The 25,934-nt window shown below is 50.9% G+C and carries 24 protein-coding genes; 8 read left to right on the top strand and 16 right to left on the bottom strand.

Annotation, left to right across the window (positions count from 1 at the left end; all coding sequences use genetic code 11):
* Nucleotides 1-21: 21 nt before the first annotated feature.
* Genes J7619_RS26220 through J7619_RS26205 form a run of 4 tightly spaced genes read right to left on the bottom strand, consistent with a single transcriptional unit; the run spans nucleotide 22 to nucleotide 4,272 of the window.
* Nucleotides 22-1,221 carry a site-2 protease family protein gene (locus J7619_RS26220; protein WP_291205988.1) on the bottom strand — a complete coding sequence of 400 codons (1,200 nt, stop codon included), beginning with the start codon at nucleotides 1,219-1,221 and terminating at the stop codon, nucleotides 22-24.
* The gene (locus tag J7619_RS26215) at nucleotides 1,211-1,846 is read right to left on the bottom strand and encodes an HAD family phosphatase (RefSeq protein ID WP_291205985.1); all 636 of its coding nucleotides are present in this window, start codon (nucleotides 1,844-1,846) and stop codon (nucleotides 1,211-1,213) included. Before J7619_RS26215 ends, J7619_RS26220 begins: the two co-directional genes overlap by 11 nt.
* Nucleotides 1,847-1,854: 8 nt before the next feature.
* Nucleotides 1,855-2,811, bottom strand: coding sequence for an acetyl-CoA carboxylase carboxyltransferase subunit alpha (locus J7619_RS26210; RefSeq protein ID WP_291205982.1), 957 nt, complete (start codon nucleotides 2,809-2,811; stop codon nucleotides 1,855-1,857).
* 39 nt (nucleotides 2,812-2,850) lie between these two features.
* Complete coding sequence (locus J7619_RS26205; RefSeq protein ID WP_291205979.1) at nucleotides 2,851-4,272, bottom strand: MBL fold metallo-hydrolase RNA specificity domain-containing protein; 1,422 nt, start codon at nucleotides 4,270-4,272, stop codon at nucleotides 2,851-2,853.
* Nucleotides 4,273-4,471: 199 nt separating this feature from the next.
* Here J7619_RS26205 and dacB point away from each other — a divergent pair, with 199 nt between their 5' ends.
* The gene (gene dacB, locus J7619_RS26200) at nucleotides 4,472-5,950 is read left to right on the top strand and encodes a D-alanyl-D-alanine carboxypeptidase/D-alanyl-D-alanine-endopeptidase (RefSeq protein WP_291205976.1); all 1,479 of its coding nucleotides are present in this window, start codon (nucleotides 4,472-4,474) and stop codon (nucleotides 5,948-5,950) included.
* A gap of 135 nt (nucleotides 5,951-6,085) precedes the next feature.
* Here dacB and hslV read toward each other — a convergent pair whose 3' ends face one another.
* The 11 genes from hslV to J7619_RS26145 form a co-directional block, all read right to left on the bottom strand.
* Complete coding sequence (gene hslV / locus J7619_RS26195; protein ID WP_291205973.1) at nucleotides 6,086-6,628, bottom strand: ATP-dependent protease subunit HslV; 543 nt, start codon at nucleotides 6,626-6,628, stop codon at nucleotides 6,086-6,088.
* A gap of 107 nt (nucleotides 6,629-6,735) precedes the next feature.
* Nucleotides 6,736-8,403: a pyruvate dehydrogenase complex dihydrolipoamide acetyltransferase gene (locus J7619_RS26190; RefSeq protein ID WP_291205969.1), complete on the bottom strand. Its 1,668-nt coding sequence runs from the start codon at nucleotides 8,401-8,403 to the stop codon at nucleotides 6,736-6,738.
* Between the two features lie 232 nt (nucleotides 8,404-8,635).
* Nucleotides 8,636-9,382, bottom strand: a complete 747-nt coding sequence (locus J7619_RS26185; RefSeq protein ID WP_291205966.1) for a glycosyltransferase family 2 protein — start codon at nucleotides 9,380-9,382, stop codon at nucleotides 8,636-8,638.
* On the bottom strand, nucleotides 9,382-10,326 hold the full coding sequence (locus J7619_RS26180; protein ID WP_291205963.1) for a D-2-hydroxyacid dehydrogenase: 945 nt from the start codon (nucleotides 10,324-10,326) through the stop codon (nucleotides 9,382-9,384). The genes J7619_RS26185 and J7619_RS26180 overlap by 1 nt, the downstream gene beginning before the upstream one ends.
* Nucleotides 10,323-11,141, bottom strand: a complete 819-nt coding sequence (locus J7619_RS26175; protein ID WP_291205961.1) for an aldolase/citrate lyase family protein — start codon at nucleotides 11,139-11,141, stop codon at nucleotides 10,323-10,325. Before J7619_RS26175 ends, J7619_RS26180 begins: the two co-directional genes overlap by 4 nt.
* Nucleotides 11,138-11,932, bottom strand: coding sequence for a class I SAM-dependent methyltransferase (locus tag J7619_RS26170; protein ID WP_291205959.1), 795 nt, complete (start codon nucleotides 11,930-11,932; stop codon nucleotides 11,138-11,140). The genes J7619_RS26175 and J7619_RS26170 overlap by 4 nt, the downstream gene beginning before the upstream one ends.
* The gene (locus J7619_RS26165) at nucleotides 11,929-12,660 is read right to left on the bottom strand and encodes a class I SAM-dependent methyltransferase (protein WP_291205956.1); all 732 of its coding nucleotides are present in this window, start codon (nucleotides 12,658-12,660) and stop codon (nucleotides 11,929-11,931) included. Before J7619_RS26165 ends, J7619_RS26170 begins: the two co-directional genes overlap by 4 nt.
* 112 nt (nucleotides 12,661-12,772) lie before the next feature.
* A complete protein-coding gene (locus J7619_RS26160) occupies nucleotides 12,773-14,470 on the bottom strand; it encodes a DUF6044 family protein (RefSeq protein ID WP_291205954.1) in 1,698 nt (565 codons plus the stop codon).
* A 12-nt stretch (nucleotides 14,471-14,482) separates the two neighbouring features.
* The gene (gene lepA / locus J7619_RS26155) at nucleotides 14,483-16,270 is read right to left on the bottom strand and encodes a translation elongation factor 4 (protein ID WP_291205951.1); all 1,788 of its coding nucleotides are present in this window, start codon (nucleotides 16,268-16,270) and stop codon (nucleotides 14,483-14,485) included.
* A 126-nt stretch (nucleotides 16,271-16,396) separates the two neighbouring features.
* The gene (locus tag J7619_RS26150; protein ID WP_291205948.1) at nucleotides 16,397-17,449 is read right to left on the bottom strand and encodes an HTTM domain-containing protein; all 1,053 of its coding nucleotides are present in this window, start codon (nucleotides 17,447-17,449) and stop codon (nucleotides 16,397-16,399) included.
* Nucleotides 17,450-17,454: 5 nt separating this feature from the next.
* Entirely contained in the window at nucleotides 17,455-17,811 is a 357-nt protein-coding gene (locus J7619_RS26145) for a hypothetical protein (protein WP_291205945.1), read from the bottom strand.
* 230 nt (nucleotides 17,812-18,041) lie between these two features.
* Between J7619_RS26145 and J7619_RS26140 the strand changes: the two genes are divergently transcribed.
* The 7 genes from J7619_RS26140 to J7619_RS26110 all read left to right on the top strand — a co-directional run bounded on the left by J7619_RS26140 (nucleotide 18,042) and on the right by J7619_RS26110 (nucleotide 24,844).
* A complete protein-coding gene (locus tag J7619_RS26140) occupies nucleotides 18,042-18,653 on the top strand; it encodes a TetR/AcrR family transcriptional regulator (RefSeq protein WP_291205943.1) in 612 nt (203 codons plus the stop codon).
* Between the two features lie 70 nt (nucleotides 18,654-18,723).
* The gene (locus tag J7619_RS26135) at nucleotides 18,724-19,998 is read left to right on the top strand and encodes a TolC family protein (protein WP_291205941.1); all 1,275 of its coding nucleotides are present in this window, start codon (nucleotides 18,724-18,726) and stop codon (nucleotides 19,996-19,998) included.
* 21 nt (nucleotides 19,999-20,019) lie between these two features.
* On the top strand, nucleotides 20,020-20,955 hold the full coding sequence (locus J7619_RS26130) for an HlyD family secretion protein (RefSeq protein ID WP_291205938.1): 936 nt from the start codon (nucleotides 20,020-20,022) through the stop codon (nucleotides 20,953-20,955).
* On the top strand, nucleotides 20,955-21,866 hold the full coding sequence (locus tag J7619_RS26125; RefSeq protein WP_291205935.1) for an ABC transporter ATP-binding protein: 912 nt from the start codon (nucleotides 20,955-20,957) through the stop codon (nucleotides 21,864-21,866). Before J7619_RS26130 ends, J7619_RS26125 begins: the two co-directional genes overlap by 1 nt.
* Nucleotides 21,867-21,873: 7 nt before the next feature.
* Entirely contained in the window at nucleotides 21,874-22,620 is a 747-nt protein-coding gene (locus J7619_RS26120) for an ABC transporter ATP-binding protein (protein ID WP_291205932.1), read from the top strand.
* Between the two features lie 2 nt (nucleotides 22,621-22,622).
* Nucleotides 22,623-23,729, top strand: coding sequence for an ABC transporter permease (locus J7619_RS26115; RefSeq protein ID WP_291205929.1), 1,107 nt, complete (start codon nucleotides 22,623-22,625; stop codon nucleotides 23,727-23,729).
* Complete coding sequence (locus tag J7619_RS26110) at nucleotides 23,726-24,844, top strand: ABC transporter permease (RefSeq protein ID WP_291205927.1); 1,119 nt, start codon at nucleotides 23,726-23,728, stop codon at nucleotides 24,842-24,844. Before J7619_RS26115 ends, J7619_RS26110 begins: the two co-directional genes overlap by 4 nt.
* A gap of 68 nt (nucleotides 24,845-24,912) precedes the next feature.
* Here J7619_RS26110 and J7619_RS26105 read toward each other — a convergent pair whose 3' ends face one another.
* Entirely contained in the window at nucleotides 24,913-25,926 is a 1,014-nt protein-coding gene (locus J7619_RS26105; protein ID WP_291205924.1) for a zinc-binding alcohol dehydrogenase family protein, read from the bottom strand.
* Nucleotides 25,927-25,934 lie beyond the last annotated feature (8 nt).

The raw sequence follows: 25,934 nt of genomic DNA, 5'->3' as shown, positions 1-25,934 counted from the left end.
GATGAATAGGACTGATCTCCTTTACTCAATAATAATAAACGGCGTCGGACTAAACGAGATCACGAAAATCACAAACGCGACGATGCCGAGAATAAACCGCGGCGTGTCGAGCGGCGTGTTATCTTCCGTGTCGGGGTGACGGATACCCAGAAAGCGACCGAGAATGAATACAAACGGCAGCAAATTGACGGAGCCATCCCAATCCGGACGGACGTAGGTAACCGCGAACTGGCCGACAACGATCAGTAAACTGGTCATCAGGGCTGTCGACGGGTTATCAAATGCACGTTTGAAACAGATGTAAAGGAAATAGACGTAAATGGCGAGGTAGAAAAGTCGCTCGTAGAACACGGCATCGCTGCCTGTTGCGAAGGACTCCGTGCGGAACACGCCCAGGCCTGCATAAAACGCAAAAATACCGAACAGAACCGGTGCGACTACATTGAACCGCTTCTTGCCGATCATACCATAGAGAATATGGCCGCCATCGAGCTGGCCAATAGGTATGAGGTTCAGCGAAGTAAAGAACAGCGCCAGATATCCTGCAAAAAGGTAAGGGTAGTGGATGATCTCATACGCATGTGGCAGACGTGCGGGGTCAGCCACGTAATTCTTGAAAAACCAGAACAGGATATTGTCTCCAAGTATCAGATTACCAGCCGGATTTTCGTAGGCAAATTGCGGATAATTCAGCCCGAAACGCTCGTATTCGGGGTGAATCTTGAAAATGTAATCCGGCGGAGGCAAATGGGTGAAACCATACCAAAGCACTACCAATGCAGCCAGAAAACCTGCCAGCGGGCCCGCGATGCCTATGTCAAAGAATTTGACACGGGATTTAACCACTTCCTTGATCCGGATGAATGCGCCCAGTGTTCCAATGCTTTGCGAGATACCGAACCACAATGGAATGTAATAGGGCAGTGTGACTTTTACCTTATGCGCTTTCGCAACAAAGTAGTGCCCAAATTCATGGATCGTGAGGATCAGCAGGAACGGAATCGAAAAATGAAAACCTTGCATGAATTCCGTCCATCCCATAGGGCGGGTGGGGACAGGTACTTCCTTACCGTCCGGTTTGCCGATCAGGAAAAACAGCATGTCATAGACGAATCCGAATATATTCCCGAACATCCATTCGGCACCGGCCATCGTCGTAGTGATGATGGTGATGACAAAAAGTGCTGCCTGGATAATGTGAGTCCGTGTGTTAGACTGCATAGTCTTTAAGATATTCCAGAATAGTGACCGGCTTTTGGACGTGGATGGTTTCGATGCCAAGCTGCGCCGCGCTGCGGATATTGTCCGCATTGTCGTCGAGGAAAAGCGTTTCTTCCGCTTTCAGGCCGGCTTTGTCGAGCACTTCCTGGTAAATACGGGTATCGGGCTTCATCAAGCCCATTTCGTAGGAAAGAAAAACGATTTCGAACAAATCTTCCAGTTTTTCGACGCCAGTCGAGGCTTCCAGGATTTTGTTGACCTGCGTAATGTGGATCGAGCTGGTGTTGCTGAGCAGGAACAACCGGTATTTCGTCGCCAGCTTTTTCAGCAGCTCCACACGTTCGGGCGGGAGGTCGAGCAGCAGGCTATTCCAGGCGGTATCGATGGCTTCATCCGACAAGTCAGGAAAATTCAGGATTTCACGCACATAGTTGCGGAAGGTGGGTTCATCCATCAATCCGGTTTCAAACTGGCGGAAAACTTCGCTCTCTTTGAAGATCGTGAAGATCTCGTGCTGTTCCCGTCCGCTCAGCTCTGCAAACGATTTGGAAGCAATAGGGACGTCGATGTTGAGAATGACGTCGCCGAGGTCGAAAATGATATTCCTGATCTTGTCGTTTTTCATGGATATGCTTACGCTTCTACTACCACGCCCATGGAACAGAATTTATCGATACGCTGATCGATGCGGTCTTGTTCGCTGATGGCGCCGAGTTCGGCAATATTTTCGAGAATTGTTCTTTTCAGCTCATCGGCCATCCATTTGTGGTCGAGGTGTGCACCGCCCAGTGGCTCGGCGATAATGCCGTCTACCAGCTTGTAGTTGGTCATATCCTTGGCCGTGATTTTCATCGCTTCGGCTGCCTGTTCCTTGAAATCCCAGCTTCTCCAGAGAATGGCCGAGCAGTTTTCAGGGGAGATAACCGAGTACCAGGTGTTTTCAAGCATCAGCACGCGGTCGCCGATGGCAATACCCAATGCGCCGCCGGAAGCCCCTTCACCGATCACGATACAGATCACAGGCACTTTCAGCATAAACATTTCTTTCAGGTTGCGTGCGATCGCCTCGCCTTGTCCCCGCTCTTCTGCTTCCATACCAGGGAATGCACCCGGCGTATCGATGAGCGTCACAATAGGCTTGTTGAATTTTTCTGCCAGTTTCATCAGACGTAATGCCTTGCGGTAACCTTCCGGGTTCGGCATACCGAAGTTCCGGTGCTGGCGCTGCTTGGTATTGCGGCCTTTTTGTTGGCCGATCAGCATGAATGATTGCCCGCCGACGTTCGCCAGACCACCGATAATAGCCGGATCGTCGCGCACCTGGCGGTCTCCGTGCAATTCGATGAACTCATCGCAGATCAGTTCGATGTAGTCAAGCGTGTAAGGACGATCGGGGTGGCGGGAGAGTTGTACGCGCTGCCAGCGCGTGAGGTTTTCAAATATTTCTTTTCGAAGGTTGGTGATGTTGCCTTCCAGCAACGCAATGGCGTCCGAAAAATCCACATTGTTTTCATTCGCCAATGCTTTCATTTCTTCGAGCTTGCGTTCGAGCTCGGCCATAGGTTTTTCAAAATCGAGGTATGTTCTCATAATTCAGGTTCTGTGATTAGTGGGCGGGATCAGGTGCGGTCAGAGTTCGTAAGTATCGCCCCTTAACGGCGTTTCCACCGAATGATAGCCGATTTCCTGGATTTTACTCTGGAATTCTGCCATGCTTTGCTGCTCTCCGTGGACGAGGAAAACGCGTTTCAGTTTTTCCGGATCCTGCATTTTTACAAAATTAATTAAGTCGTTTTGGTCTCCGTGGCCGCTAAATACGTCAATTTTTTCAATATTAGCCAAGACCGGATGCTGCTTTCCGCGAATCGAGATCGTGTCCTGGCCATTGAGCAAGCGCCAGCCGAGGGTTCCTTCGGATGCGTAGCCGATCATCAGGATCGTCGCGTAAGGATTGCCTATATTAGCCTCCACGTGTGCCTCCACGCGCCCGCCCTGTACCATTCCCGACGACGAGATGATAATGCAAGGTTCGTTATAATTCGAGACGGCGCGGCTTGCATCGGCGCTTTCGAGGTAGATCAGGTTCTCGAAATCAAAGAGCATATCATTCTCCTCCTTAAAGTCGCGCGCCTCCTTGTTCAGCATCCGTGAATGCTTTTGATAAACCTTGGTGCTGCTATGCGCTAACGGGCTGTCGGAGAATACTTTGATGAAAGGGAACGAACGGTCGAGGTAGAGTTTGTTGAGCGTGTACAGCAATGCTTGCGTGCGCCCTACGCTGAACGACGGGATAATAAGCCTGCCGGGAATGTCGATGCATGTCCGTTTAATGACCTCGGCCAACGTCTCTACGGGCCCCCGCTGGTCTTCATGCAAGCGGTTTCCATAGGTCGATTCACAGATCAGGTAATCCACCTGGGGGATTTCCTGTGGATCGATCAGCAACGGATAGTTTTTGCGCCCAATGTCCCCGGAGAAGCAAAGCCGCTTTTTTTCGCCATTTTCATACACTTCCAGTACAATATGGGCAGCGCCCAGCAAATGACCGGCCGCGTAATAGGTAACCGTGACATTATCCGCAATGCGGTAGCGCTGGCCGAACGAAACGGGTACAAAGTTGTCCAGCGCCTCGATCACATGTTTTTCAACATAGTAATCCATAGGCACTTCCCGCTTTTTCTTCCCGCTTCTTTTTTTGGAGTTAACCCGTGAATTGAGCCGTTTCTGGTGCAGATTGGCTGCGTCTTTCAGCAAAAGCGACGTCAGCGCCATGGTAGGCTCTGTACAAACCACCCTGCCTTCGAAACCCTCCTTGTACAGGTTCGGAATATTACCTGAGTGGTCGATGTGCGCGTGTGTGAGCAGTACGGTGTTGATCAGGCTGGGTTCAAATGGGAAAACGCTCTTTTGCTGTTCGTATCTTGTCTTCTTCCCGATCTCATCCAGATCAAAATCGGAGCCGCAGTCGATCAGGATGCGGTAGTCGTCCGATTCGAGAAGGAACATACTACCTGTGACCTGCTGCGAAGCCCCCCAAAATGTCAATTTCATATAAATAGTATGGGGTGAAAGCTATATTGGTATTTTTCGCCTGGCGGAAAAATCAATATCACTATTGTATCTTTTCTTTGTAAACTACTAATCGTTTGTCTAATATCTTACAAAAGTACCAAAAAACAGCCTGAGATACGGACATTAGTTACTAGATTAGACAAAGCTGCATAAATTTTGTGTTCGGCGAATATTTAATATGATGAGAACCACCCTTCTTTTGCTTTGCATACTACTCACAGGCCGGACGGCATCGGCACAGGCCATCGATAGCATCGGGCTGGTTCGTTTCAGCGATGCCGTGCTCGAACTTCAGAATAGCGAATTCATGCGGAGCGGTTCTCTGGCCGTGAGCGTAAAAGCGGTAAAAGAGGGTAGCAACCTGTTTGCTTTGAATGCGGAGCGCTCGTTGCCTTCGGCTTCCACGCTGAAACTGGTCTCAACGGCTACGGTTCTCGCTTTATTCGGAGGCGATTTCAAATTCCAGACGTTCCTGGAACACGACGGCGTCCTTCGCGGCGATACGCTTGAAGGTAATCTTTACATTCACGGGACCGGAGACCCGTCACTCGGAAGCGACCGGTTCAAAGGTTATCCAACGGCGCCTGAAATGATCAGCCGGTGGGTCGAGGCGGTAAAAAGGTCGGGAATTAAATATATAAAAGGGAAAGTCCTGGCCGATGCATCGTTTTTCGACAAGGAAGCTGTTGCCAGTACGTGGATATGGGGCGATATGGGCAACTACTATGGCGCAGGTGTTCAAGGGCTCAACTTTAATGAAAACCTTTATCGTGTAAAATTCAAACCCGGCGTCGATCCGGGCGACCCTACAGTAGTGCTCGGTACCGAACCAGCGATTCCCTATTTGTCTTTCACAAACCAGGTTACCACCGGCGAACGAGGTTCCGGCGACCAGACGATCATTTACAGCAGCCCGTTGGGCAATAACGTGCTGCTCACCGGCACAGTACCAGCCGGCAATGCTTCTTTTACTGTAAAAGGCTCCATTCCCGATCCTGCGTGGTATGCGGCATACGCTTTGAAAAATGCATTATCGGGCAATGGGGTAGTAGTAGCGGAAGCCGATTCACTCCCCCGCAGCGCTGTTTTGCTCACTCCCAATCCAAAGAAAATCATCGATGAATACAAGTCCCCTCCTTTGCGCGAGCTTTGTCAGCAAGCCAATTTTTGGAGCATTAACCTTTTTGCGGACGTGTTTTTTAAGCAATCCGGCAAAAGGCTTTCGGGAAGTTCCGGGTTCGATGAGGCAGCTAAGGCCATTACCGGCTACTGGTCTGGCCGGGGAGCGGACTTGCGAGGGTTTTACATTAAAGACGGAAGCGGGTTATCGCCCTCGGGCTCTATCACAGCGGGTAGTCTTACTGATATTTTGAACCTGGCTAATAGGGATGCCAGCTTCAAAGACTTTTACCAAAGCATTGCCGTGATGGGACAGAATGGCACGGTTCGTAACCTTGGAGAAGGCTCACGCGCTGCGGGTAACATACACGCGAAGAGTGGATCGATAGAAGGTACCCGGGCGTTTGCAGGGTATGTGAATGCGAAATCGGGGGCCTTGCTAAGCTTTACGATCATCGCACATAAATACGTGCCTGGGAGCAACCGGGTGATTTCCGATTCGCTGGTGAAGCTGATGACCTTGATGGCGGAATTGTGAAGTGATAGCGCGAAGCTCCGGCTTCGCGCAGGCTATTATGCAGCCTCTGGCTGCCTTGCGGGATGTTAAGATCGGCCGGAGGCCTACGAATAGTCGGCACGAAGCAGGAGCTTCGCGCCATATCGTTAAATCAGATTACTGCACCACCTTCTCAATCACCAGATTATGATTGGTATAAATGCAAAGATCAGCCGCAATCGTCAACCCTTCCCGCACCATTTCTTCGGCTGAAAGATGGCCTGCGTGTTTTTTCAAAGCCTGCGCTGCGGATAATGCAAAGTTTCCGCCTGAGCCGATCGAGGCAATGCCATTCTCCGGTTCCAAAACATCACCGGTTCCTGAAATGACGAGTATTTCGTCTTTGTTAGCAGTAATCATCATGGCTTCCAATTTACGCAGGTAGCGATCAGTGCGCCAGTCTTTGGCTAGTTCAATGGCCGCGCGTTTCATATTGCCGCCATAGCCGTTCAGTTTTTCTTCGAAACGATCCAGCAAGGTGAATGCGTCGGCTGTTGAGCCCGCGAAACCAACAAGGATTTTGCCGCCTTGCAGCGTGCGGATCTTTTTTACATTACTCTTGGCAACGGTGTTGCCCATTGTAGCCTGACCGTCCGCGCCCAATGCGACAGTTCCATTGTGTAGCACCCCGAGGACGGTAGTAGCGTGTATTTTCTCCATATCGATATTTAATGACTCAATATTTTCCCGAAACAATTGAAAACCCTCTGAAAACAAAAGTGCCAGACCTTGCGGGCCTGACACTTTTTCATGCATTTGCATTGAGGTTAAACCAGCATGCTCATCGGCTCTTCCAACAGTTTCTTCACTGTCAGCAGGAATTGAGCTGCGGTTGCGCCGTCTACCACGCGGTGGTCTGCTGAAAGCGTTACTTTCATGATGTTGGTCGGGTAAACCGTTCCATCTTCCTTGAAAGCAGCTACTTTCTTGATCGCACCGATCGCCAGGATACAAGAATCCGGCGGGTTGATGATCGCGGTGAATTCGTCTACACCGAACATACCGAGGTTAGATACGGAGAATGTGTTGCCTTCCCAGTCTTTCGGTTGCAGTTTTTTATCTTTCGCTTTGCCGGCCAGGTCTTTTACTTCACCTGAAATGGCAGAAAGCGTTTTCTTGTCAGCCTCGCGGATCACCGGCACCAGCAGACCTTCGTCTACCGCTACGGCTACACCGATATTGACATAGTTGTATTTGCGGATCTTGTCACCCAGCCATGCGGAGTTGACGGCAGGATGTTGCTTCAACGCTACTGCGCAAGCTTTGATCACCATGTCGTTGAAAGAGATCTTCGCGGTAGCCACTTCGTTCAGCTGCGGGCGTAATGCCATAGCCTTGTCCATGTTGATTTCCATGGTCACATAGAAGTGAGGCGCGGTGAACAAGCTTTCGCTCAGGCGGCGTGCAATGGTCTTGCGCATTTGTGATACCGGGGTATCCACGAAATCTCCATTCGCGGGTGCTGCCTGTGCGGGAGCTGCCTCTGCTTTGGCGGCAGGTGCTGGCTGAGCAGCAGGTGCAGCGGCCGGAGCAGCTTGTGCTGCCGGTTTGAACTCGTCCACGTCGCGTTTTACGATGCGTCCGTTGTCGCCGCTTCCCGAAACTTCACTCAGGTTAATGCCTTTTTCGTCGGCCAGGCGTTTGGCCAATGGAGATGCTTTTACGCGCTCGTTCGAATCCGCCACCGAAACGGCTTTCTCAGAACCGTTTACAGCCGGCGTCGACGCAGCTTGGGCCGGTGCAGCAGCCGTTTCAGCAGGTGCTTCGCCATTTTCGCGTGCGAGCAATGCTTCCACATTCGATCCTTCTTCACCGATTACGGCGATGATCGCGTCCACAGGTACCGCGTCGCCTTCTTTAATGCCTACATAAAGCAGCGTACCGTCTTCGTATGCTTCCAGCTCCATCGTAGCCTTGTCGGTTTCAACTTCGGCCAGGATATCGCCTGATTTTACTTTATCGCCTACTTTTTTCTGCCATGAAACCAGCGTACCTTCTTCCATGGTATCGCTCATTTTTGGCATACGAACTACCGCAGCATTGATTTTCTCGGTAGAAACGGCAGCGGTTGCCGTAGCAGGTTTTGCAGCGGCCGGTGCGGCAGGAGCTTCTGCTTTCGGTGCTTCCGGGGCAGGTGCTGCGGCAGCCGCACCATTTGTGCTTGTACCACCGTTAAGCAGCGATTGATAATCCTCACCCTCAGCGCCTACGATCGCCATGATACCGTCGATAGGCACCGCGTCGCCTTTTTTTACGCCGATATATAGAAGGGTACCGTCCCAGTAAGATTCGAGATCCATGGTTGCCTTGTCGGTTTCAACCTCCGCAATCACTTCACCGGATTTAATTTTATCACCTACTTTTTTGTGCCATTCCGCGATAACACCTTCTTCCATGGTGTCGCTCATCTTGGGCATACGAATTACTTCTGCCATATCGCTTGTTAAGGTATTTTTGTTCTTGGTCGAAATTCAGACTTTGGTCAAAATTACAATAAAAGGTGAATAGGAGAGATGTTTGACATTATAAAATTGCCCCTATCGGTCGTTGAAGTCCTCTCCCGGGAAATTCATCTTTCTTGTAATGCTTGATAATCAGTGTGCTATGCTTGTTTGTGGTGGTTTTGGCATTTTGGCGTGTCCCAAAATGCACGTCGGTACAGCGCTTTCACGACTCCCGGGCAATATATAAATGATCGGCCAAAAGATGTAAATTAAGCCATTCAGTACCTTTCGGGCCGGGCTGGGGAGGCGGAAGCCGAAGCGTCCGGAAAAAGCTCTTCGCGACGCGCATGCGTTTCCGGAAAGTATAGGAAGTTTCGCCGAATGCATTTCCCCTGCGTTCCACGGTTATGGTGGCGCACCGCAGCCTTTCTTTGGCGATCAGCCCAATGAGGTAAGGGGAGTAGGGCAAATAAGAAGTGAAATTACCGACTGCAATCTTTCTTGCTATCATGAAAAGCCCCGCATTCATCGGTATTTTTTTGCCTGAAAACCAGTGCACCATTCCTTTAAAAAAATAGGAGGTAAGCAACCGGCCGGGAGACTCGTATTTGCCCTGGCGTTTAGCAAAAACAACATCTATACCCGGTTTTAATGCGTCGATCAATATCGGCAGGTTTTCTGGCTCGTCCTGTAAGTCTGCATCCATGGTGGCAATGAATTCTCCGCGCGCGAATGCCATTCCGGCAATCAATGCGCTGCTTTGGCCGGCATTCTTTTTCAGATTAATAATATGAAAGGAAACCGTGGGCGGCAATTGCCGCAGAATAGTCAGCGAATGGTCCGGAGAGGCGTCGTTCACATACACAATTTCGCAGGAAACCGCGAGCAATGCGGCTGCCTGGCTGATCCGTTCATGTAATGCCACAAGGGTGGAGGCGCTTTTGTAGACGGGAACAACAATGCTGATCATCAATAGCCCTTTTCGTAGTTGACGATATTCAGCAGCTTTTCCCCGCGCACGTAGCGCGCCAGATTTTCCTCAAAAAGCGGCTGCCATTTAAACTCCGGCCCTTCCAGGCTCCGGCCTACATGCGGGGTGATCAGTATCCGCGGCTCCGCCCACATCGGATGCGACGCAGATAATGGCTCCTCTTCAAATACATCCAGCGCAGCGCCGGCCAGTTGGCCAGCCTGCACCCTTTCGAGTAATGCCTGGTCGTCGAGCGTGCCGCCTCTGCCGATGTTGACCACGAACGCCCCGGAGGAGAGCTGGTCAAGAACGGAGCCATTCACGAAATGATGGGTTTCGGGCGTTTTTGGGAGGCAGATGATCAATGCGTCCGTTTCGGGCAGTAATATCTGCCAGTTCTTTTGACCGAGCAGTGGGATACCATGTTCTTCCGAGTTGTGTGGCTGGTTTCTTACGGCCGAAACATGCCCGCCCATTGCGGTGATCAGTCTTGCGATTTCCTGTGCGAGGCTGCCCCAGCCGAGGATCAGGCAGCGGCTGCCATGCACGGTTCGCAACCGGTGTCGCTGCCACGAATGCGCCCGTTGTTCGTCACGAAGCAGATGGACATTGCGGAAAAGGCCAAGGAGCAGCGTGAGGGTATGCTCTGCCAGTTCGGTGTCGTACACGCCGCGGGCGCAGGTCAGCGTGATCCCTTTGTTAAGAAGAAGTTGCTTTTCTGTCAATATAATATCTACCCCCACTGAATTGGATTGCATCCAGCGGAGCTTCCGCGCAAAGGGAAGGCTTTGGATAAAATAGCGGTTGCCCAGTACGACCTCAGCGTTTTCGATGAGCCTTTGCGCTTCTTCCAGCGAGTGTGCAATGGCTATTTCCTGATCCGGAGCAGCTTGTTGCAAGCGATGCAAATGTGTCTGTACCGGTTCATACATCAGAAGAATCATGCGTGATGCGGATTGGTGGTCCAGCTTTCGACCTGCTCGCGAAATGCCTGGAAATCTGCGGAAACCTGTTCGCCGGGCCGGCTGCGGGCCTCGTCGTACGCCTTCCTGATGTGATGGACCATGTGTTCCATACTGTGATGGGCATAGTCTTTGATGAACGTACGGCGCAGGAAGCTGAAATCGATCCCCAGACGGGCATATTCGTTGATCAGGTATTTGCTGGCGATCGGCAGGCCATTAGGCGGGTAGGTCACCCCTCCGGCTCCGAGCGGTATGTCGAACTGCCGGCGGATGTCAGTGACCGTGCCATTCATGAGCGGAACGAAAATATTCCTGCTGTTTTGCTGAATATGCAGGTCATTTAACCCAATGTAGGCCCTATGGAGAGGCAGCTTGCTGAGTTCGGTGATGCAGTCGAGTGCCGAGGTCGTTTCGATCAGGATATTGAAGCCTGCCCGGCCGCCGATCATTTGGAGGGTGTCACGGGCTTCGGCAACCGTCCTGACCATCGGCAGGAAAATCTCATCGGCTCCCGCGCGCAACGCGAGCTCGACCTCCTCGTAGGTATATTCGGGTGAGAAGCCATTGATCCGGCAGATTAATTTGCCTGCCGGCGTCACTTCCCGCACACGGCACAGATCTTCGTAGGTATCATAATTGATCTGTGTATCGAAATTCTCCTGCCGGAGCTTCTTTCCCTGGTTCTCCCAATCGACGATGATACCGTCTACGCCGGCCGCGACGGCCGTTCGGACGATCGCCGGTTCGGTCGAGAATAGAAAGAGCTGGAAATGGTTGGGTAAATTTTGGTTCACAAGGCTCTTGTTTTCTGTGCAACGATCAGGCAACTGGTACCAAATGGGATTTTTGTCTTATTTCGGATGGCATTGACCTCCCAACCCAGCAAACGTCTCAGTAAACGTGCAGTGGTAGGTCGGCCGGCCATGTGTTCGTTCCGTTTCTTTTCCGGTGTGTTATCCTTCTTAATCCCGAATTTTTCGGGCAATACCCGCGCAAGCCACATAGGCGCCCATACGAGCGAAAAGAAATAGCTGGCATAAGTGACCTTGAACCCGGCCCCGGCAAGTAGCGTAGTGAGCTGTCCAAGGGTGTACCGCCTGAAATGCCCTAACTGCACGTCGTTTTCGGACCACAGGCTTTGAAAAGCGGGTACTGTCAGCATGATCTGTCCGTCGGGCGTGAGTAGCCGGTTGATGTTTTCGAGGAAGGATTTATCGTCACGAATATGTTCCATCACATCGAAGAACCCCGCAGCGGGAGCTGTCCCGTTCGCCTGGGCCACATATTCCTCCAAAGTGTTCTGGATCGTCGACCGGATTCCTCTCTTCTTTGCATTCTCGATCCCCGTAGCATACGGCTCGACCAGCGTTACATGATAGCCCGCGTTTTGCATGGCCAACGCGGTAATGCCGTTGCCGCCCCCGATATCGAGGAAATCTTTAGGAAAACCGTTCGCCTTCATAGCCTCTACAAGGCACCCGTTCCGATGCTGATACCAGAACGACATGTCTTCCATTTCGAAACACACCGAGTTGCCGTCGTCCGGATAGGATACAAGCCACTTTTCTTTTTTTTCTTCAATCATCTTTTTTCTGCCGTGATGATCTGGAAAGGCAAAAACGTGTTCAATCCGGGAATTTTTTCCAGGACTGGTTCACTTTTTTGGCCCAATGTAGTATTGGAGAGGAAGGGTGGGTAAAAGCCAAATCTTTTAATATTCAAATTCTTCCAACCGGCATAATCCATGGCGCTGAACAGCTTGTTTTTAGTCATGTCCGCCACGCCCTTATCCCCTTCCCACGACATGCCCGGCGTCAGCGCTATTTGCAGGTAGTAAAGCGGGTTGTAGGCATTCGGTTCGAGAAATACCAGCTTTCCGCCCGGTTTGCATATTCGGTACATGGCCTGGAAACAAGCGTGCAGACTATGAAAATGGTGAAGCGCCATGAAACCCATTACCACATCAAACTGGTCGTTGAGTTCCTCGGGCGCATCCAGAATGTCGGCGGCGTGGAGCTTGACGGGAAATTTGTTGTCATTGTAGATCAGTAGTTGCTGCAAAAGAAATGGCGACAAATCGAGCCCCTCCACGCGGTAACCCTGGGCGAGGAAGTTCAGCGTGTATTTCCCCATTCCACAGGCCACGTCGATGATCCTGTCGGACTTTTTGATCCCGGCAAAGTCGATCACTTCTTTCACATGCCTGCGCACGTAAGGCGAAGAAACCGGGATCATCGTTTTTTTGATCTTGTGCCCGAAGTAGTCGAGCTGCTGGTTGTTGTGGAACTTGATGTTGGAAACTACGATGCTCATAAAGAATGGGGGATCGTTTGGTGTGGTGAATATACGCAAAAATGTCCCCAATGGGCAACCGGTTAGCTACGACTTTTCAAGCGGTAATAAATATATTTCGGTTACATATACGTCACTGAGTCTTAGTGACTTCATATAGACTTATATGCCAGATCGCCGAACGGAATATCGCCAGCTTACGTAAGCCCGATTTTTCCGGGTTCAGGATGTTTTCCGCGGATAGAATATAGTCGCACCCGAGCTTCCTTAGCGCGTCATACGAAAGTGAGATAGGGCGTTCGGAAGGGGCCATGCCGCGTGTCATATGGGTTTCAAAATAGGGTAGCCCCTGATCGTAAACCACAATGCTTTGACTTCCCCAGAAATCGAAGAAACCCCGGTTGTTACCATTCTTTTCCAGTTCGTCGGCGATGATCTTCCGGAATTGGTGTTTATAAGGAAGGGGATAATTACTGGAATACCCGTCGATCGTCCACATACCATTGTACTGGGCCACTGCCGGTGGAATGCCGATACTGGCTACGCGATAGGTGTGCACCGGTTTGCCGATCGCCGTTTTGATATTGTCAAACAATCTCTCGGCATAGTAATCCTCGTAGGTGAAGATATAATGGTAGGGAACAATGGAGACGAGTTTTTTGACAAAGCGTTCGTAGTAGGTCGGTTGATAGGCGAAACAAACAGCAAGCTGCATAGCCGCTACCACCATTAACACGCGGCTTTGGTAGCGGGGAGCAATCAGCAGTAATGCCTGCGCGGCCGCAATATGCCAGAGCAATTGCAAGAAAATATGAAACCTTTCGAGGCTGAACATGCGCAGCAGGTCGGAGTCGTTCCGAAGCGCTACCAGCGGCCCCCAGTTAAGTATCGCAATATAAAAGCAGATCAGAGCGATAGTGCCCAGTGTGATGGTAAGGCTCAGCGGCAGTTCCTTTTTTCGAATAACGTGCATGGCATACACCAGGCACACAAATGGCAGGAGCACGAACGTATGCAGCGATAACGCCACATCTACATTGCCGAGCAGGAAGTACCGGGCAAATATTTTAAAGCAAACGCCCAGCGGCACCGGAAACCGCCGCATTTCTATCCGGTGGGAAACAAACCCTTCTCCTCCAAGTAAATTCTGGATCAGGTCGATCTTCGTGACCAGGTAAACGCCCAGCAGGATCGCAAACGCGAGTAGCATCATTTTGACCGGGCGCTTCTGAATTATATCCACGGCAATCAGCACGCCGAACGCAAACAGGATGAATACCCCGGCAGACTGGAAATTGGAGGTAAACGGAAATGCAGCCAGGATCAGCCAGTTCCAGACAGCCGATTTTCCGCTGCGGATATTCAGGATGACAAATAAGAGCAAGGGCTGGCCTGCAATGCTCAGTCCCCAGGTTGGCAGAAAGGGCGTAAATGCAAATGATAAAGCCAGAAAGGCAGAGACAGGCTCGTTGGTGCCCAAATGCCGCCGGCACAGCAGCCACATGCCGATCATCGCGACACCGCTGATGAAGATGTTGTAGCACTGGAAAGCAGTGAAAGTAGGCAGGAAGAGATTCAGCCAGTAGTAGACATTATAGGTACTGACCAGCGTGAATTTCGGTACACCTCCCATAAAAGGCTCGATGATCGCGTACGGCGGCGCCCATGCGTAAGCCGCCTGCGTGGCGAGGCGGTACCAGACGACGAATGAATCGAGCGAATCGAAAGCATTGAAGAAGGCCCCCTGGCCCAGGAAAATAGTGGGGGCGTGATAAAGCAAAAATACCAGCAACAACCCTCTGAGGTAGTATTGCCGGTATTTTGCTTTCATACGGTGAAATTACTAGTTGATTTTCAAAACAGCCATAAATGCTTCCTGCGGAATTTCTACGCTACCCACCTGACGCATCCGTTTCTTACCTTTCTTCTGCTTTTCGAGGAGTTTGCGTTTACGGGAAATATCACCTCCGTAACATTTAGCCAAAACGTCCTTCCGCATGGCTTTCACGGTTTCGCGGGCGATGATTTTCTGCCCGATGGCTGCCTGGATCGCGATCTCGAACATTTGCCGCGGGATCAGCTCTCGCAGCTTTTCGCAAAGCTTTTTACCCCATTCATAGGATTTCGAACGGTGTACGATCGCCGACAATGCATCCACCGCCTCGCCATTCAGCATCACATCGAGCTTCACCATGTCCGACTCCTGGTAACCTGCCAGTTCATAGTCGAGTGAGGCGTATCCGCGGGAGATGGTTTTAAGTTTATCAAAAAAATCGAAAACCACTTCGGCCAGCGGGATCAGGAATTGAAGTTCCACGCGCTCTGCCGTCAGATATATCTGGTTTTTAAGAATACCGCGCTTGTCCATACACAGGTTCAGGATCGGGCCGATGTAGTCCGATTTGGTGATGATCTGTGCATTGATGTACGGCTCCTCGATGTATTTAATGTGGTTAGGCTCAGGCATTTCGGACGGAGCGCTGATGTTCAGAATTTTGTCTTTGGTAGTCAAAACCCGGAACTGCACCGATGGTACCGTCGTGATCACCGTCATGTCGAACTCGCGTTCCAGACGCTCCTGAACGATCTCCATGTGCAGCATTCCCAGGAAGCCGCAGCGGAAACCAAAACCGAGTGCTGCCGATGTTTCAGGTTCCCAAACCAGCGCAGCGTCGTTCAGCTGCAACTTTTCCATCGCCTCGCGAAGCTCTTCGAACTCACTCGTATCGACCGGGTAAATACCGGCGAAAACCATGGGCTTGACCTCCGAGAAACCTACGATGGCCTCGCTGGCAGGACGGTCGATGTGGGTGAATGTATCACCCACTTTCACTTCCTTGGCTACTTTGATACCCGAAATAAGGTAACCTACGTCGCCGCATTCCACCACTTGCTTCGGTATTTGCTGCAAGCCGAGCGTTCCGATTTCGTCGGCAATATATTCCTTGCCGGTCGCCATGAATTTCACTTTGTCGCCTTTCTTGATACTTCCGTTTTTCACACGGAAAATTACCTCGATACCGCGGTAGGAATTGAAAACCGAGTCGAAAATCAGTGCTTGCAGCGGGCCTTCCGGATCGCCGACCGGGGCAGGGATGCGCTCTACGATCGCATTCAGAATGTCTTCGATACCGATACCTTCTTTACCGCTGGCAGGGATAATGTCGGAACGTTCACAGCCCAGCAGGTCCACCATTTCGTCCTTGATTTCCTCGGGCATGGCGCCGGGAAGATCGATCTTGTTCAAAACGGGGATAATCACCAGGTCGTGGTTGATCGCCAGGTAGAGATTGGAGATCGTCTGGGCTTCGGTGCCCTGGGAAGCATCTACAAGCAACAATGCGCCTTCGCAGGCGGCGATCGAGCGGGAAACCTCGTAGGAAAAGTCCACGTGCCCGGGTGTGTCGATCAGGTTAAGTATATATTCCTCTCCTTTATAAACATAGTTCATCTGGATCGCGTGGCTCTTGATGGTAATGCCGCGTTCACGTTCCAGATCCATATTGTCGAGCAATTGCGCCTGCATTTCGCGCTGCGATACAGTTTTGGTAAATTCCAGCAGACGGTCCGCCAGGGTACTTTTCCCGTGGTCAATATGGGCAATAATGCAAAAATTACGGATTTTCTTCATGAAAGTTGTTCCTATTCCAATGCTTTGAATATATAGTTCAGGTCAAAGCAATCACAAAATTACGAGGGTAATTAATATTTCAAGATGTTTTCAAACAGAAGTTCAAACTAAAAATGACAAGCGCGCTCACAGGCCCGCGACCGAGGGGGCCCGGTCTGCGCGCTTCCGCTGCGGCCAGGCGTAGATCCGATATGCTGCAATGGCGAGCAACGTCAGCGGAATTAGTTTGCCATATCGGACCAGGATGGCGGTCAGGATAGTCATTGACAACAGGATAGCCGGATGTGCCAGATAATGCAGACAAGTTCTTAGCCAACGGACCGGCGACTCCTTCGCATTACCTCCGCAGGGACTTATCTGCTCATTGAAATCCAGCCGTGCCAGCAATTTGACAAGCAAGCTACTGTGCAAACGGCTGTCGCAAGCCAGGCGGGTAGGCCATGAGAGCAGGGAGCCGTACGCAGTAATAAGCGCGAAAAGAAAGGGCCCGAATGTCATCTGCATTAGCAATACCATGGGTAAATGCAAAACAAGGGCCAGCAGCATGGCGTAAATGACGGTACCGCGTCGAAGCAGAAGGATGGCAATGGTTATTTGCAATACTATGACCCCTATGCCCATCATCTGGGACAAAAGGCCGCGGGAGAACATGCTGGCGACCTTCATGTAGGAGGCTATCTGATGTTTGGTCACCAACAGCGTTTCCATGCTGGCACCGGTCCACCAATCGGGATCGAAAACCTTGTTCAGGTCGGCACCGAGGTAGAGTACCGCGAGCTGAAAACGGATTAAATCTGTGCCCGTAACATAATTGCTAAGCGCGGTGCACAGGAAGACACAACCCGTAAAAAGATGGGCAACCGAAATGCATATCTGGCAGGAAAGCAGCCCCGTGGCAAGAGCTAAACCGACGCACAGCGCGCCAAGACGGACAAAACGAGAGAAGAGGAGTACGCCGATGCCGCTCAGAAACAGCAATCTGACACCGGTATTGAACTGTTCGTCGGTACCTATCTGGCCGAGCAATTCAATGAGCGGATAAAACCTGCGGCCGCCCTGGTTACCATTGAAGGGGAGTTCTCCGGTCAGAAGCAGGTAAACGGCCAGCATTCTTACCGCCAGTACGAGCTCGGGGACGACGGCCTTTCCCTTGACATAGAAAGGATTGAAGTGACGCATAAGGCTCAGCGACTGGCTTTCCACAAATAAGTTTGTTCCGGGGCCCCATTGCGGCGATAGGAAATCTTTACGCTATCGGGGTGGGTGAGAGCCTGTGCTTCCACCGAATAGACGAGCCTTCGCAGGTTGCCAGGTGCGTGTGCTTCCCATTGGGTTTGTGCCAGGCCGTAACGGGCCTCGATAGCCTGTCGCTCCCAGGCAGCGCCATCCTGAAAAGCATCGATCCGATAGAAGACTTGTGTGGTATGTGGCGCCCAGGAGATCGTACGGGTGTCCCGTGTGAGCTCGTACAGTGTGTTGATGATTTGGGCTGACAGGAAAAGTATTCCGGGAAGCCATTTTTTTAGGGATAGTGAGGTCATGAGTGCGCGGTAGATTTACGGATCATAGAGGCGTCAGGAGTTTTAGATTTTTTTTGTAAAAGTTAGGAAAAAAACGACCTGGAAAAGAAGTTGGTAGGAGGAAAATAGCCTGAGGGAATGCATATACCTTTCAAAAGCAGGTTTAACCAAAATATTTAATCGTTTGATTAAATATTTTGGTTAATACAAAATTGGCTTTTACCTTTGAAGCATCAAACGGAAATGGACTGATGGCGAAAGCAAAAAAGGCAGAATTGGATCTGAGCACCGAGGAGAAGATTAAGGAAGCGGCGAGCATTGTATTCACTAAAAAAGGATACGGCAATGCCCGTACGAGGGATATTGCAGAGGAGGCGGGTATTAACCTGGCGCTGCTGAACTACTATTTCCGCAGTAAGGAGAAGCTTTTCCAGATTGTGATGGCCGAGCGGATTGACAAGTTGTTCGGGGTACTCGGGCCGGTCCTTAACGATGAGTCGACGACATTGGAACAGAAGCTGGAAAGAATTACCGAGAGCTACATTAATATGCTGCTCGAACATCCCGACCTGCCGATTTTCGTATTGAGTGAAATCCGTAACAATCCAGAGCAGCTTTCAAACCGCTTTCAGGCCCGCAAGAACCTCACGGAATCTGTTTTTATCAAACAGCTTATGGCGCGCAGAAGTGATGTTAATCCCTTTCATTTTTTAATGAACCTGTTGGGAATGAACTTGTTTCCGTTTGTTGCAAAGCCCGTCCTGCAACCGATCCTGGGTAATGAAGAGATGTACCGGCAGCTTATGGAGCAGCGGAAAAAGCTGGTTCCGGCGTGGATGAAGCTGATACTGGACAAGGGGTAGCAACCCTATTTTTTTACCCAGAAATTAATCAAATGATTAAATAAATCGAATAAATAAAATGATTAATGGATTGAAAACAATACTCATAATCGGTGGTTTGGCGCTGATAGCCATGCATTTGCAGGCTCAGAACAAACCGCTGACGATCCGGGAAGCTTACCAGCTTGCCCGGAAAAATTACCCGATGATCAGGCAACAGGTGCTGATCGAAAAGACGCGTGACTATTCGGTAAGCAATGCGGCGAAAGGTTATTTGCCGCAGCTTACGGTGCAGGGGCAGGCCACATATCAGTCGGCCGTGACGGAGTTTAAGCTGCCGGTTTCGATCCCGGCCGTCGAGTTTCCGAGTATTAGCAAGGATCAGTATAAGGTGTATGGCGAAGTAAACCAGACGATTTACGATGGCGGCAACGTCCGTACGCAGGTGCGATCGCACGAAGCGAATGCGCAGGTGGAATCGCAAAAGCTGGAAATCGAATTGTATAAGCTCAACGAACGGGTGAATCAGTTGTTTTTCGGGGTATTAATGTTCGACGAGCAGCTCAAACAGAACGATTTACTGAAAAAAGATATCAATCTGGGTATTCGCAAGGTACAGGCGCTCATCGACAATGGGACCGCATTTAAAAGCAATGCAAATACGCTTAAAGCAGAATTACTGAAAGCCGACCAGCGTACGATCGATCTGAATGCGAGCCGGAAAGCATACCTGGAAATGCTCGAAATGCTGACGGCGCAGCCGCTGGGAGATTCGGCGGTGCTGGAAAAACCTGCGAATCTGGCGGCGGGAAGTGGCATTAACCGCCCGGAACTCAGATTGTACGATGCCCAGAACCGCAGCCTGGACGTGCAGGCACAGCTGCTGGATGTCCGCAACCGCCCCAAACTGAACTTCTTTTTCCAGGGAGGTTATGGCAGGCCGGCATTGAACATCCTGAGCAATGGCTTCGATCCGTATTACATCACCGGGCTGCGGCTGAACTGGTCGCTCTCGGGGTTGTACACCATTAAGAAGGACCGCGAGCTGATCCGCAACAACCGGGATGCCATTCAGCTTCAAAAAGAGACATTTCTTTTCAATACGAATCTGGTGGCCAAACAGCAAAATGCGGAACTCGACCGTTTCAACCAGCTGCTGGCGACCGACGACGAGATTATTATCCTCCGCGAGAGCATCAAGACCACTGCCGCAGCCCAACTGGAAAACGGCGTGATCAATACCAATGACTTCCTGCGCGAGGTGAACGCCGAAGACCAGGCGCGGCTGAACAGGATCCTGCACGGCATTCAACTGCTGATGGCACAGTATAGCCTCGATAACACGCTGGGGACCAATTTTGAATAAGCATATAAAAACGAGCACAACATGAAAACATATTCTTGTCTGATCATATTGGCTGCGGCAATGGCGGCCTGCAATGGAAAAGAGAACCTTTACGACGCTTCCGGCACTTTTGAAGCGGTGGAAACGATCGTGTCCGCCGAGGCAACGGGCCGCATTATGGCGCTGGACCTGGAAGAAGGCCAGCAGCTGAAAGCCGGGCAGACGGTGGGCTACATCGATAGTTTGCAATTATCGCTGCGCAAAAAGCAGCTCGAAGCGCAGATCAGGGCCACCGGTAGCCGGGTGCCCGATATTGTAGCGCAGACCAACGTTTACAAACAGCAGATCGCCGTTTCGCAAGTGCGCCTCGATAATCTGTTTCATGAGCAGAAACGCATTCAAAACCTGCTGAAAGCCGACGCCGCTACGCCGAAGCAGCTCGACGACATCAGTGCGCAGGTAGAGGAATTGCAAAAGCAACTGGATGTGATCCGTAAGCAGGATGCCGCGCAAACCTCGGTTTTGAAAACCCAAACTTCCGGCTTACGGGCGGATGTACAGCCGTTGATTGTTCAGATCGAGCAGATTAATGACCAGATTTCGAAGTCAAAGATTGTTAACGAAGTGAACGGTACTGTGCTTACCAAATATGCCGAAGCCAACGAAGTAGCGGCAGCCGGCAAGCCACTGTACAAAATCGCAGATCTTTCGACGATCATCCTGCGCGCATATGTGACGGGCGATCAACTGACGGAAATCAAGCTGAATCAGCAGGTGAAAGTGCTTGTAGACAGCACCGGTGGTCAATACCGCTCGTTGCCCGGAACAATAGAATGGATCAGCAATAAGGCGGAATTTACCCCTAAAACCATTCAGACAAAGGATGAACGGGCCAATCTGGTTTACGCAGTGAAAATCCGCGTGAAGAATGACGGGTACCTGAAAATAGGGATGTACGGAGAAGTGGCATTGAAATAATGGAAGCGGTTGTTGTCAAGGACCTGATCAAAACTTACGGGAAGGAAAAGACCGTTGCGGTGGATACCGTGTCGTTTTCTGTGGACCAGGGTGAGCTTTTCGGGCTCATAGGACCCGATGGGGCGGGGAAGACGAGCATTTTCCGTATGCTGACCACGCTGCTGCTGCCGGATAGCGGCTCTGCGAGTGTCGACGGACATGATATTGTGAAGGATTTCAGGCAAATACGCAGTTCGGTAGGATACATGCCCGGTAAATTTTCGCTCTATCAGGACCTTACCATCGAAGAAAACCTGCATTTTTTCGCCACCGTTTTCGGTACGACGATCGAGGAGAACTACCATTTGATCAAAGACATTTACGTCCAGATAGAGCCATTCAAAAACCGGCGTGCGGGAAAGCTGTCCGGCGGAATGAAGCAGAAACTCGCATTGTGCTGCGCATTGATCCACAAACCGACCACCTTGTTTTTGGATGAGCCCACCACTGGCGTAGACCCGGTTTCGCGGAAAGAGTTCTGGGAAATGCTCAGAAGATTGAAAGAACAGAACATTACCATCCTCGTTTCGACACCTTATATGGACGAGGCCTCGCTTTGCGACCGTATTGCCTTGATCCAGGGCGGCAAAATATTGTCCATTGACACGCCGCAGAATATCGTGGGGGCTTATCCCGACCGGCTGCTGGCTATTAAAGCCAATGAAATGTACAAGCTCCTGAAAACCCTGGAAAATCATCCCGGCATTCTGAACAGCTACGCTTTCGGCGAGTACGCGCACGCGACGCTGCGTGAGGCTCATGCGGATACGCATGCGTTGCAGGCGTTCCTGCGCGGGCAGGGGCTCACGGGTGTGGAAGTGAGGGAAGCGAAGGTGACGATCGAGGATTCATTTATCAAATTATTACACTAAAACCGCCATGATGCAGAACGACAAAGTGATAGTCTGCGAGAAGCTTACCAAGCGGTTCGGCGACTTTGTGGCTACCAACGAAATTACATTCGACGTACATAAAGGAGAGATTTTCGGCTTCCTGGGTGCAAATGGCGCGGGTAAAACCACCGCTATGCGCATGTTGTGCGGTCTTTCCGCCCCCAGCTCGGGTAAGGCGACCATTGCGGGTTATGATGTATATACCCAAACGGAGCAAATCAAGAAGAATATCGGCTACATGAGCCAGAAGTTTTCGCTTTATGAAAACCTGACGGTGCTGGAAAACATCGAGTTCTTTGGCGGCATTTATGGCCTTTCCGACGAGCGCATTCAATCGAAAACAGATGAATTGCTCCACAGGCTAGGATTAAAATCCGAAGCTAACAAGCTGGTTGCTTCGCTGCCGCTGGGTTGGAAACAGAAGTTGTCGTTTTCGGTTGCAGTGCTGCACGAGCCTAAAATCGTGTTTCTCGACGAGCCCACGGGTGGTGTAGACCCGGTGACCCGCCGGCAGTTCTGGGACATGATCTACGAAGCGGCGGACAGTGGTATCACCGTTTTCGTGACCACACATTATATGGACGAGGCAGAGTATTGCAATCGTATATCCATTATGGTGGATGGCCGAATGGAAGTGCTCGACACGCCGACAAACCTGAAAAACGGCTTTCACGCACGGTCGATGGACGAGGTGTTTTACCAACTCGCGCGAGGCGCCAAAAGAGGGGATTAGCCATGAAACAATTTCTCGCATTTGTCAGAAAGGAATTTTACCACGTACTCCGCGACCGCCGCACGTTGCTGATCCTGTTTGGAATGCCCATCGCGCAGATATTAATCTTCGGTTTTGCATTGACCAACGAGGTGAAGGATTCTGAAATCCTGGTCGTGGACTATGCCAAGGATAATGCTTCGCAGGAGCTGCTTACGAAGATCGGATCGAGCAGGTATTTCAACATCCGGCAGGCTGCATTAAGCCATAAGGAAATACTGGGTACGTTTCAGAAAGGTAAAATCAAGGCTGTGGTAGTGTTCCCGGCCAATTTCAATGAAGATTTGCTGCATCATAACAAGGCCCAGATCCAGCTTATTACCGATGCCAGCGATGTGAACACGGCGAGTATGATCACGAACTACCTGTCGTCGATCATCATGGATTACCAGAATGAGGTCAACCAGAACCTGCAAATCCCTTACCGCATTACACCCGAGGTACGCATGCTCTATAATCCGCAGCTCAAAGGTGCTCACGGTTTTGTGCCGGGCGTGATGGCACTGGTGTTACTCTTGGTTTCGGTGATGATGACGGCTATCTCCATCGTTCGCGAAAAAGAAACCGGAACGATGGAAATTCTGCTCGTATCGCCATTCAAACCGGTGCTGGTGATATTTGCGAAAGCATTTCCATACCTCGCATTGTCGCTGATCAATGTGACGGCGATATTGTTGCTGAGCGTTTTTGTACTGGATTTGCCCGTAAAAGGAAGTGTGGTGCTGCTGTTCGCGGAAAGCACCTTGTTTATCATCACTTGTCTGGCGCTGGGTATTTTCATCTCCATTAAAACCTCCTCACAGCAGATTGCGATGCTCATTTCACTGATGGGCATGCTGTTGCCGACGATGATATTCAGCGGTTTTCTGTTTCCGATCGAGAACATGCCGCTGCCCTTGCAGGTGATTTCCAACATCGTGCCTTCCAAATGGTTTTACATTATCGTCAAATCGATCATGATTAAGGGGTTAGGATTGGCTTCGCTCTGGAAGGAAACCCTGATTTTGTTCGGGATGACTGTATTTCTGCTGCTGGTGAGTTTGAAAAGCTTTAAAATCCGTTTGCAATGAGGACACTACGATTTTTATTACGCAAAGAATTCCGGCAGATTTTCAGGGACAAATCTATCGTGGCGATGATCTTTTTCATGCCGATGGTGCAGCTGATATTAATGCCGCTTGCTGCCGACTATGAGGTCAGGAATATCAATTTGTCGGTGGTCGATCATGATAAATCTCCCTATTCTCAAAAACTGATTTCCAAAATCATTGCATCCGGCTACTTCCGGCTTGCCGGTTATAGCGCGTCATTCAATGAGGCATTTAAACTGATAGAGTCGGATAAGGCGGACCTGATACTGGAAATTCCCCACGATTTTGAAAGAAACCTGATCCGGGAGGATCACGAAAAGCTCTTTGTTGCCGTGAACGCGATCAATGGTACGAAGGCGAGCCTGGGTGGTTCCTATCTGGGAAGTATCATCGGCGATTTCAATGCGGATATCCGGATGCAGCTGGTCACACCACCGAGGTTCAGCCAGTTCCCGGTAATCGACGTGGTAACCTCCAACTGGTTTAACCCTGTGTTGAATTACAAGGTATTTATCGTCCCGGGGATACTTGCGATTTTGGTAACAATGGTTGGCGGATTTCTGTCGGCATTGAATATCGTACGGGAAAAGGAAATCGGGACGATCGAGCAGATCAACGTAACGCCGATCAAGAAGCACATTTTTATATTGGGAAAACTGATCCCTTTCTGGGTTTTGGCCAATATCGTCTTCACGATCGGCCTGCTGGTGGCGCGGTTTGTGTACGGGATCGTCCCGGTAGGCAGTTTGCTGACGCTCTACGCCTTTATTTCGGTGTACTTACTGGCTGTTCTGGGCTTTGGCCTGCTGGTATCGACGTTTTGTGACACCCAGCAGCAGGCCATGTTCATCATGTTCTTTTTCATGATGCTGTTCATATTGCTCGGTGGCCTGTTCACTTCGATCGACAGCATGCCCGAATGGGCAAAACTGATCACGCGCGTCAATCCGGTGCGTTACATGATCGAGGTAATGCGGATGGTTATTCTCAAAGGCAGCAACTTTGCCGACGTATTGCCGCATGTTGGAATAGTGTCATTAATGGCTCTGATTCTAAACAGCTGGGCCATTGTGAACTATAAAAAAACGAACTGACAAAACAGACCGCCGAATATACAGCTAACAACAAATGACCAATCCTGACAAGCCCTGACCGGCTCCGGCTAATCCATCTCAACCATCGCCTTGATCACCCCGTTTGCCGGGTCGAGCCAGCCTTCGAATTCATCCTTCACTTGCCTGAATACAACGCGGTGGGTGATGTATGTTTTCGGGTCGACCAAACCGTTTTTCATGCTATGGATCACATGCTCGAAATCGGCGCGGGTAGCGTTGCGGCTGCTCATTAATGTCGCTTCCCGCTTGTGAAATTCGGGGTGGCTGAATGCGATTTCGCCTTTTTGGAGGCCTACGAGCACATATCTGCCTCCATGAGCCAGGTAAGCGAACGCGGTGTTGATCGCCCGTAAGTTGCCGGTAGCGTCGATGACCACGGTGGGCATATCGCCGCTGGTGATTTCGGCCAGGCGTTCGGCCACATTTTCATGGAGGCCATTGATGGTATGCTGCACGTCAATGCGCTCCCGGCAGAATGCAAGACGCTGGTCGTTGATATCCAGGGCGATTACACTTCCGCCGGCAATGCGGGCAAATTCCATCGTCCCCAAACCAATAGGTCCCGCGCCGACCACAAGTACAAACTCGTCCTTACGCACATCTGCGCGGCGCACGCCATGCGCGCCTATGGCGAGCGGCTCCACGAGTGCAAGCTCATCGAAGCTCAGGCCGTCGCCATGCACCAGCGAATAGGAGGGCACGGAGAGGTATTCCACCATACCGCCGTCGATATGCACGCCCGACACTTTCAGGCTCGTGCAGCAGTTTGGCTTGCCATTCCGGCATGCAACGCATTTACCGCAGTTGAAGTAGGGGACAAATGTTACCGCTTCGCCTTTTGCAAAACCCGGCGCATCGGTTTCCACGATCTCTCCGGCCAGCTCGTGGCCGAGTATTCTGGGGTAGTTAAAGAATGGCTGAGTACCCTCATAGGCGTGCAAGTCGGTTCCGCAAATGCCTATTCTTTTGATTTTCAATAGGGTGTGCCCCGGCGTGGCCACCGGCGCCTCGGCTTGTTCGTAAGAGAACGAGCCGGGCGTGGTACAAACGAGTATTTCCATGGATCGTG

Source organism: Dyadobacter sp., from assembly GCF_017744695.1.
Taxonomy (GTDB): domain Bacteria; phylum Bacteroidota; class Bacteroidia; order Cytophagales; family Spirosomataceae; genus Dyadobacter.
Note: the sequence above shows the minus strand (reverse complement) of the source record. Positions and strands in the feature narration are given on the sequence as shown.

What these genes read in the sequence shown, in the direction of transcription:
- J7619_RS26215 (WP_291205985.1), bottom strand. Translation starts at nt 1,846, where the DNA reads ATGAAAAACGACAAGATCAGGAATATCATTTTCGACCTCGGCGACGTC.
- J7619_RS26190 (WP_291205969.1), bottom strand. Translation starts at nt 8,403, where the DNA reads ATGGCAGAAGTAATTCGTATGCCCAAGATGAGCGACACCATGGAAGAA.
- J7619_RS26110 (WP_291205927.1), top strand. Translation starts at nt 23,726, where the DNA reads ATGAGGACACTACGATTTTTATTACGCAAAGAATTCCGGCAGATTTTC.
- J7619_RS26220 (WP_291205988.1), bottom strand. Translation starts at nt 1,221, where the DNA reads ATGCAGTCTAACACACGGACTCACATTATCCAGGCAGCACTTTTTGTC.
- J7619_RS26115 (WP_291205929.1), top strand. Translation starts at nt 22,623, where the DNA reads ATGAAACAATTTCTCGCATTTGTCAGAAAGGAATTTTACCACGTACTC.
- lepA (WP_291205951.1), bottom strand. Translation starts at nt 16,270, where the DNA reads ATGAAGAAAATCCGTAATTTTTGCATTATTGCCCATATTGACCACGGG.
- J7619_RS26140 (WP_291205943.1), top strand. Translation starts at nt 18,042, where the DNA reads ATGGCGAAAGCAAAAAAGGCAGAATTGGATCTGAGCACCGAGGAGAAG.
- J7619_RS26120 (WP_291205932.1), top strand. Translation starts at nt 21,874, where the DNA reads ATGATGCAGAACGACAAAGTGATAGTCTGCGAGAAGCTTACCAAGCGG.
- hslV (WP_291205973.1), bottom strand. Translation starts at nt 6,628, where the DNA reads ATGGAGAAAATACACGCTACTACCGTCCTCGGGGTGCTACACAATGGA.
- J7619_RS26160 (WP_291205954.1), bottom strand. Translation starts at nt 14,470, where the DNA reads ATGAAAGCAAAATACCGGCAATACTACCTCAGAGGGTTGTTGCTGGTA.
- dacB (WP_291205976.1), top strand. Translation starts at nt 4,472, where the DNA reads ATGATGAGAACCACCCTTCTTTTGCTTTGCATACTACTCACAGGCCGG.
- J7619_RS26205 (WP_291205979.1), bottom strand. Translation starts at nt 4,272, where the DNA reads ATGAAATTGACATTTTGGGGGGCTTCGCAGCAGGTCACAGGTAGTATG.
- J7619_RS26170 (WP_291205959.1), bottom strand. Translation starts at nt 11,932, where the DNA reads ATGATTGAAGAAAAAAAAGAAAAGTGGCTTGTATCCTATCCGGACGAC.
- J7619_RS26130 (WP_291205938.1), top strand. Translation starts at nt 20,020, where the DNA reads ATGAAAACATATTCTTGTCTGATCATATTGGCTGCGGCAATGGCGGCC.
- J7619_RS26125 (WP_291205935.1), top strand. Translation starts at nt 20,955, where the DNA reads ATGGAAGCGGTTGTTGTCAAGGACCTGATCAAAACTTACGGGAAGGAA.
- J7619_RS26210 (WP_291205982.1), bottom strand. Translation starts at nt 2,811, where the DNA reads ATGAGAACATACCTCGATTTTGAAAAACCTATGGCCGAGCTCGAACGC.
- J7619_RS26145 (WP_291205945.1), bottom strand. Translation starts at nt 17,811, where the DNA reads ATGACCTCACTATCCCTAAAAAAATGGCTTCCCGGAATACTTTTCCTG.
- J7619_RS26185 (WP_291205966.1), bottom strand. Translation starts at nt 9,382, where the DNA reads ATGATCAGCATTGTTGTTCCCGTCTACAAAAGCGCCTCCACCCTTGTG.
- J7619_RS26165 (WP_291205956.1), bottom strand. Translation starts at nt 12,660, where the DNA reads ATGAGCATCGTAGTTTCCAACATCAAGTTCCACAACAACCAGCAGCTC.
- J7619_RS26180 (WP_291205963.1), bottom strand. Translation starts at nt 10,326, where the DNA reads ATGATTCTTCTGATGTATGAACCGGTACAGACACATTTGCATCGCTTG.
- J7619_RS26105 (WP_291205924.1), bottom strand. Translation starts at nt 25,926, where the DNA reads ATGGAAATACTCGTTTGTACCACGCCCGGCTCGTTCTCTTACGAACAA.
- J7619_RS26150 (WP_291205948.1), bottom strand. Translation starts at nt 17,449, where the DNA reads ATGCGTCACTTCAATCCTTTCTATGTCAAGGGAAAGGCCGTCGTCCCC.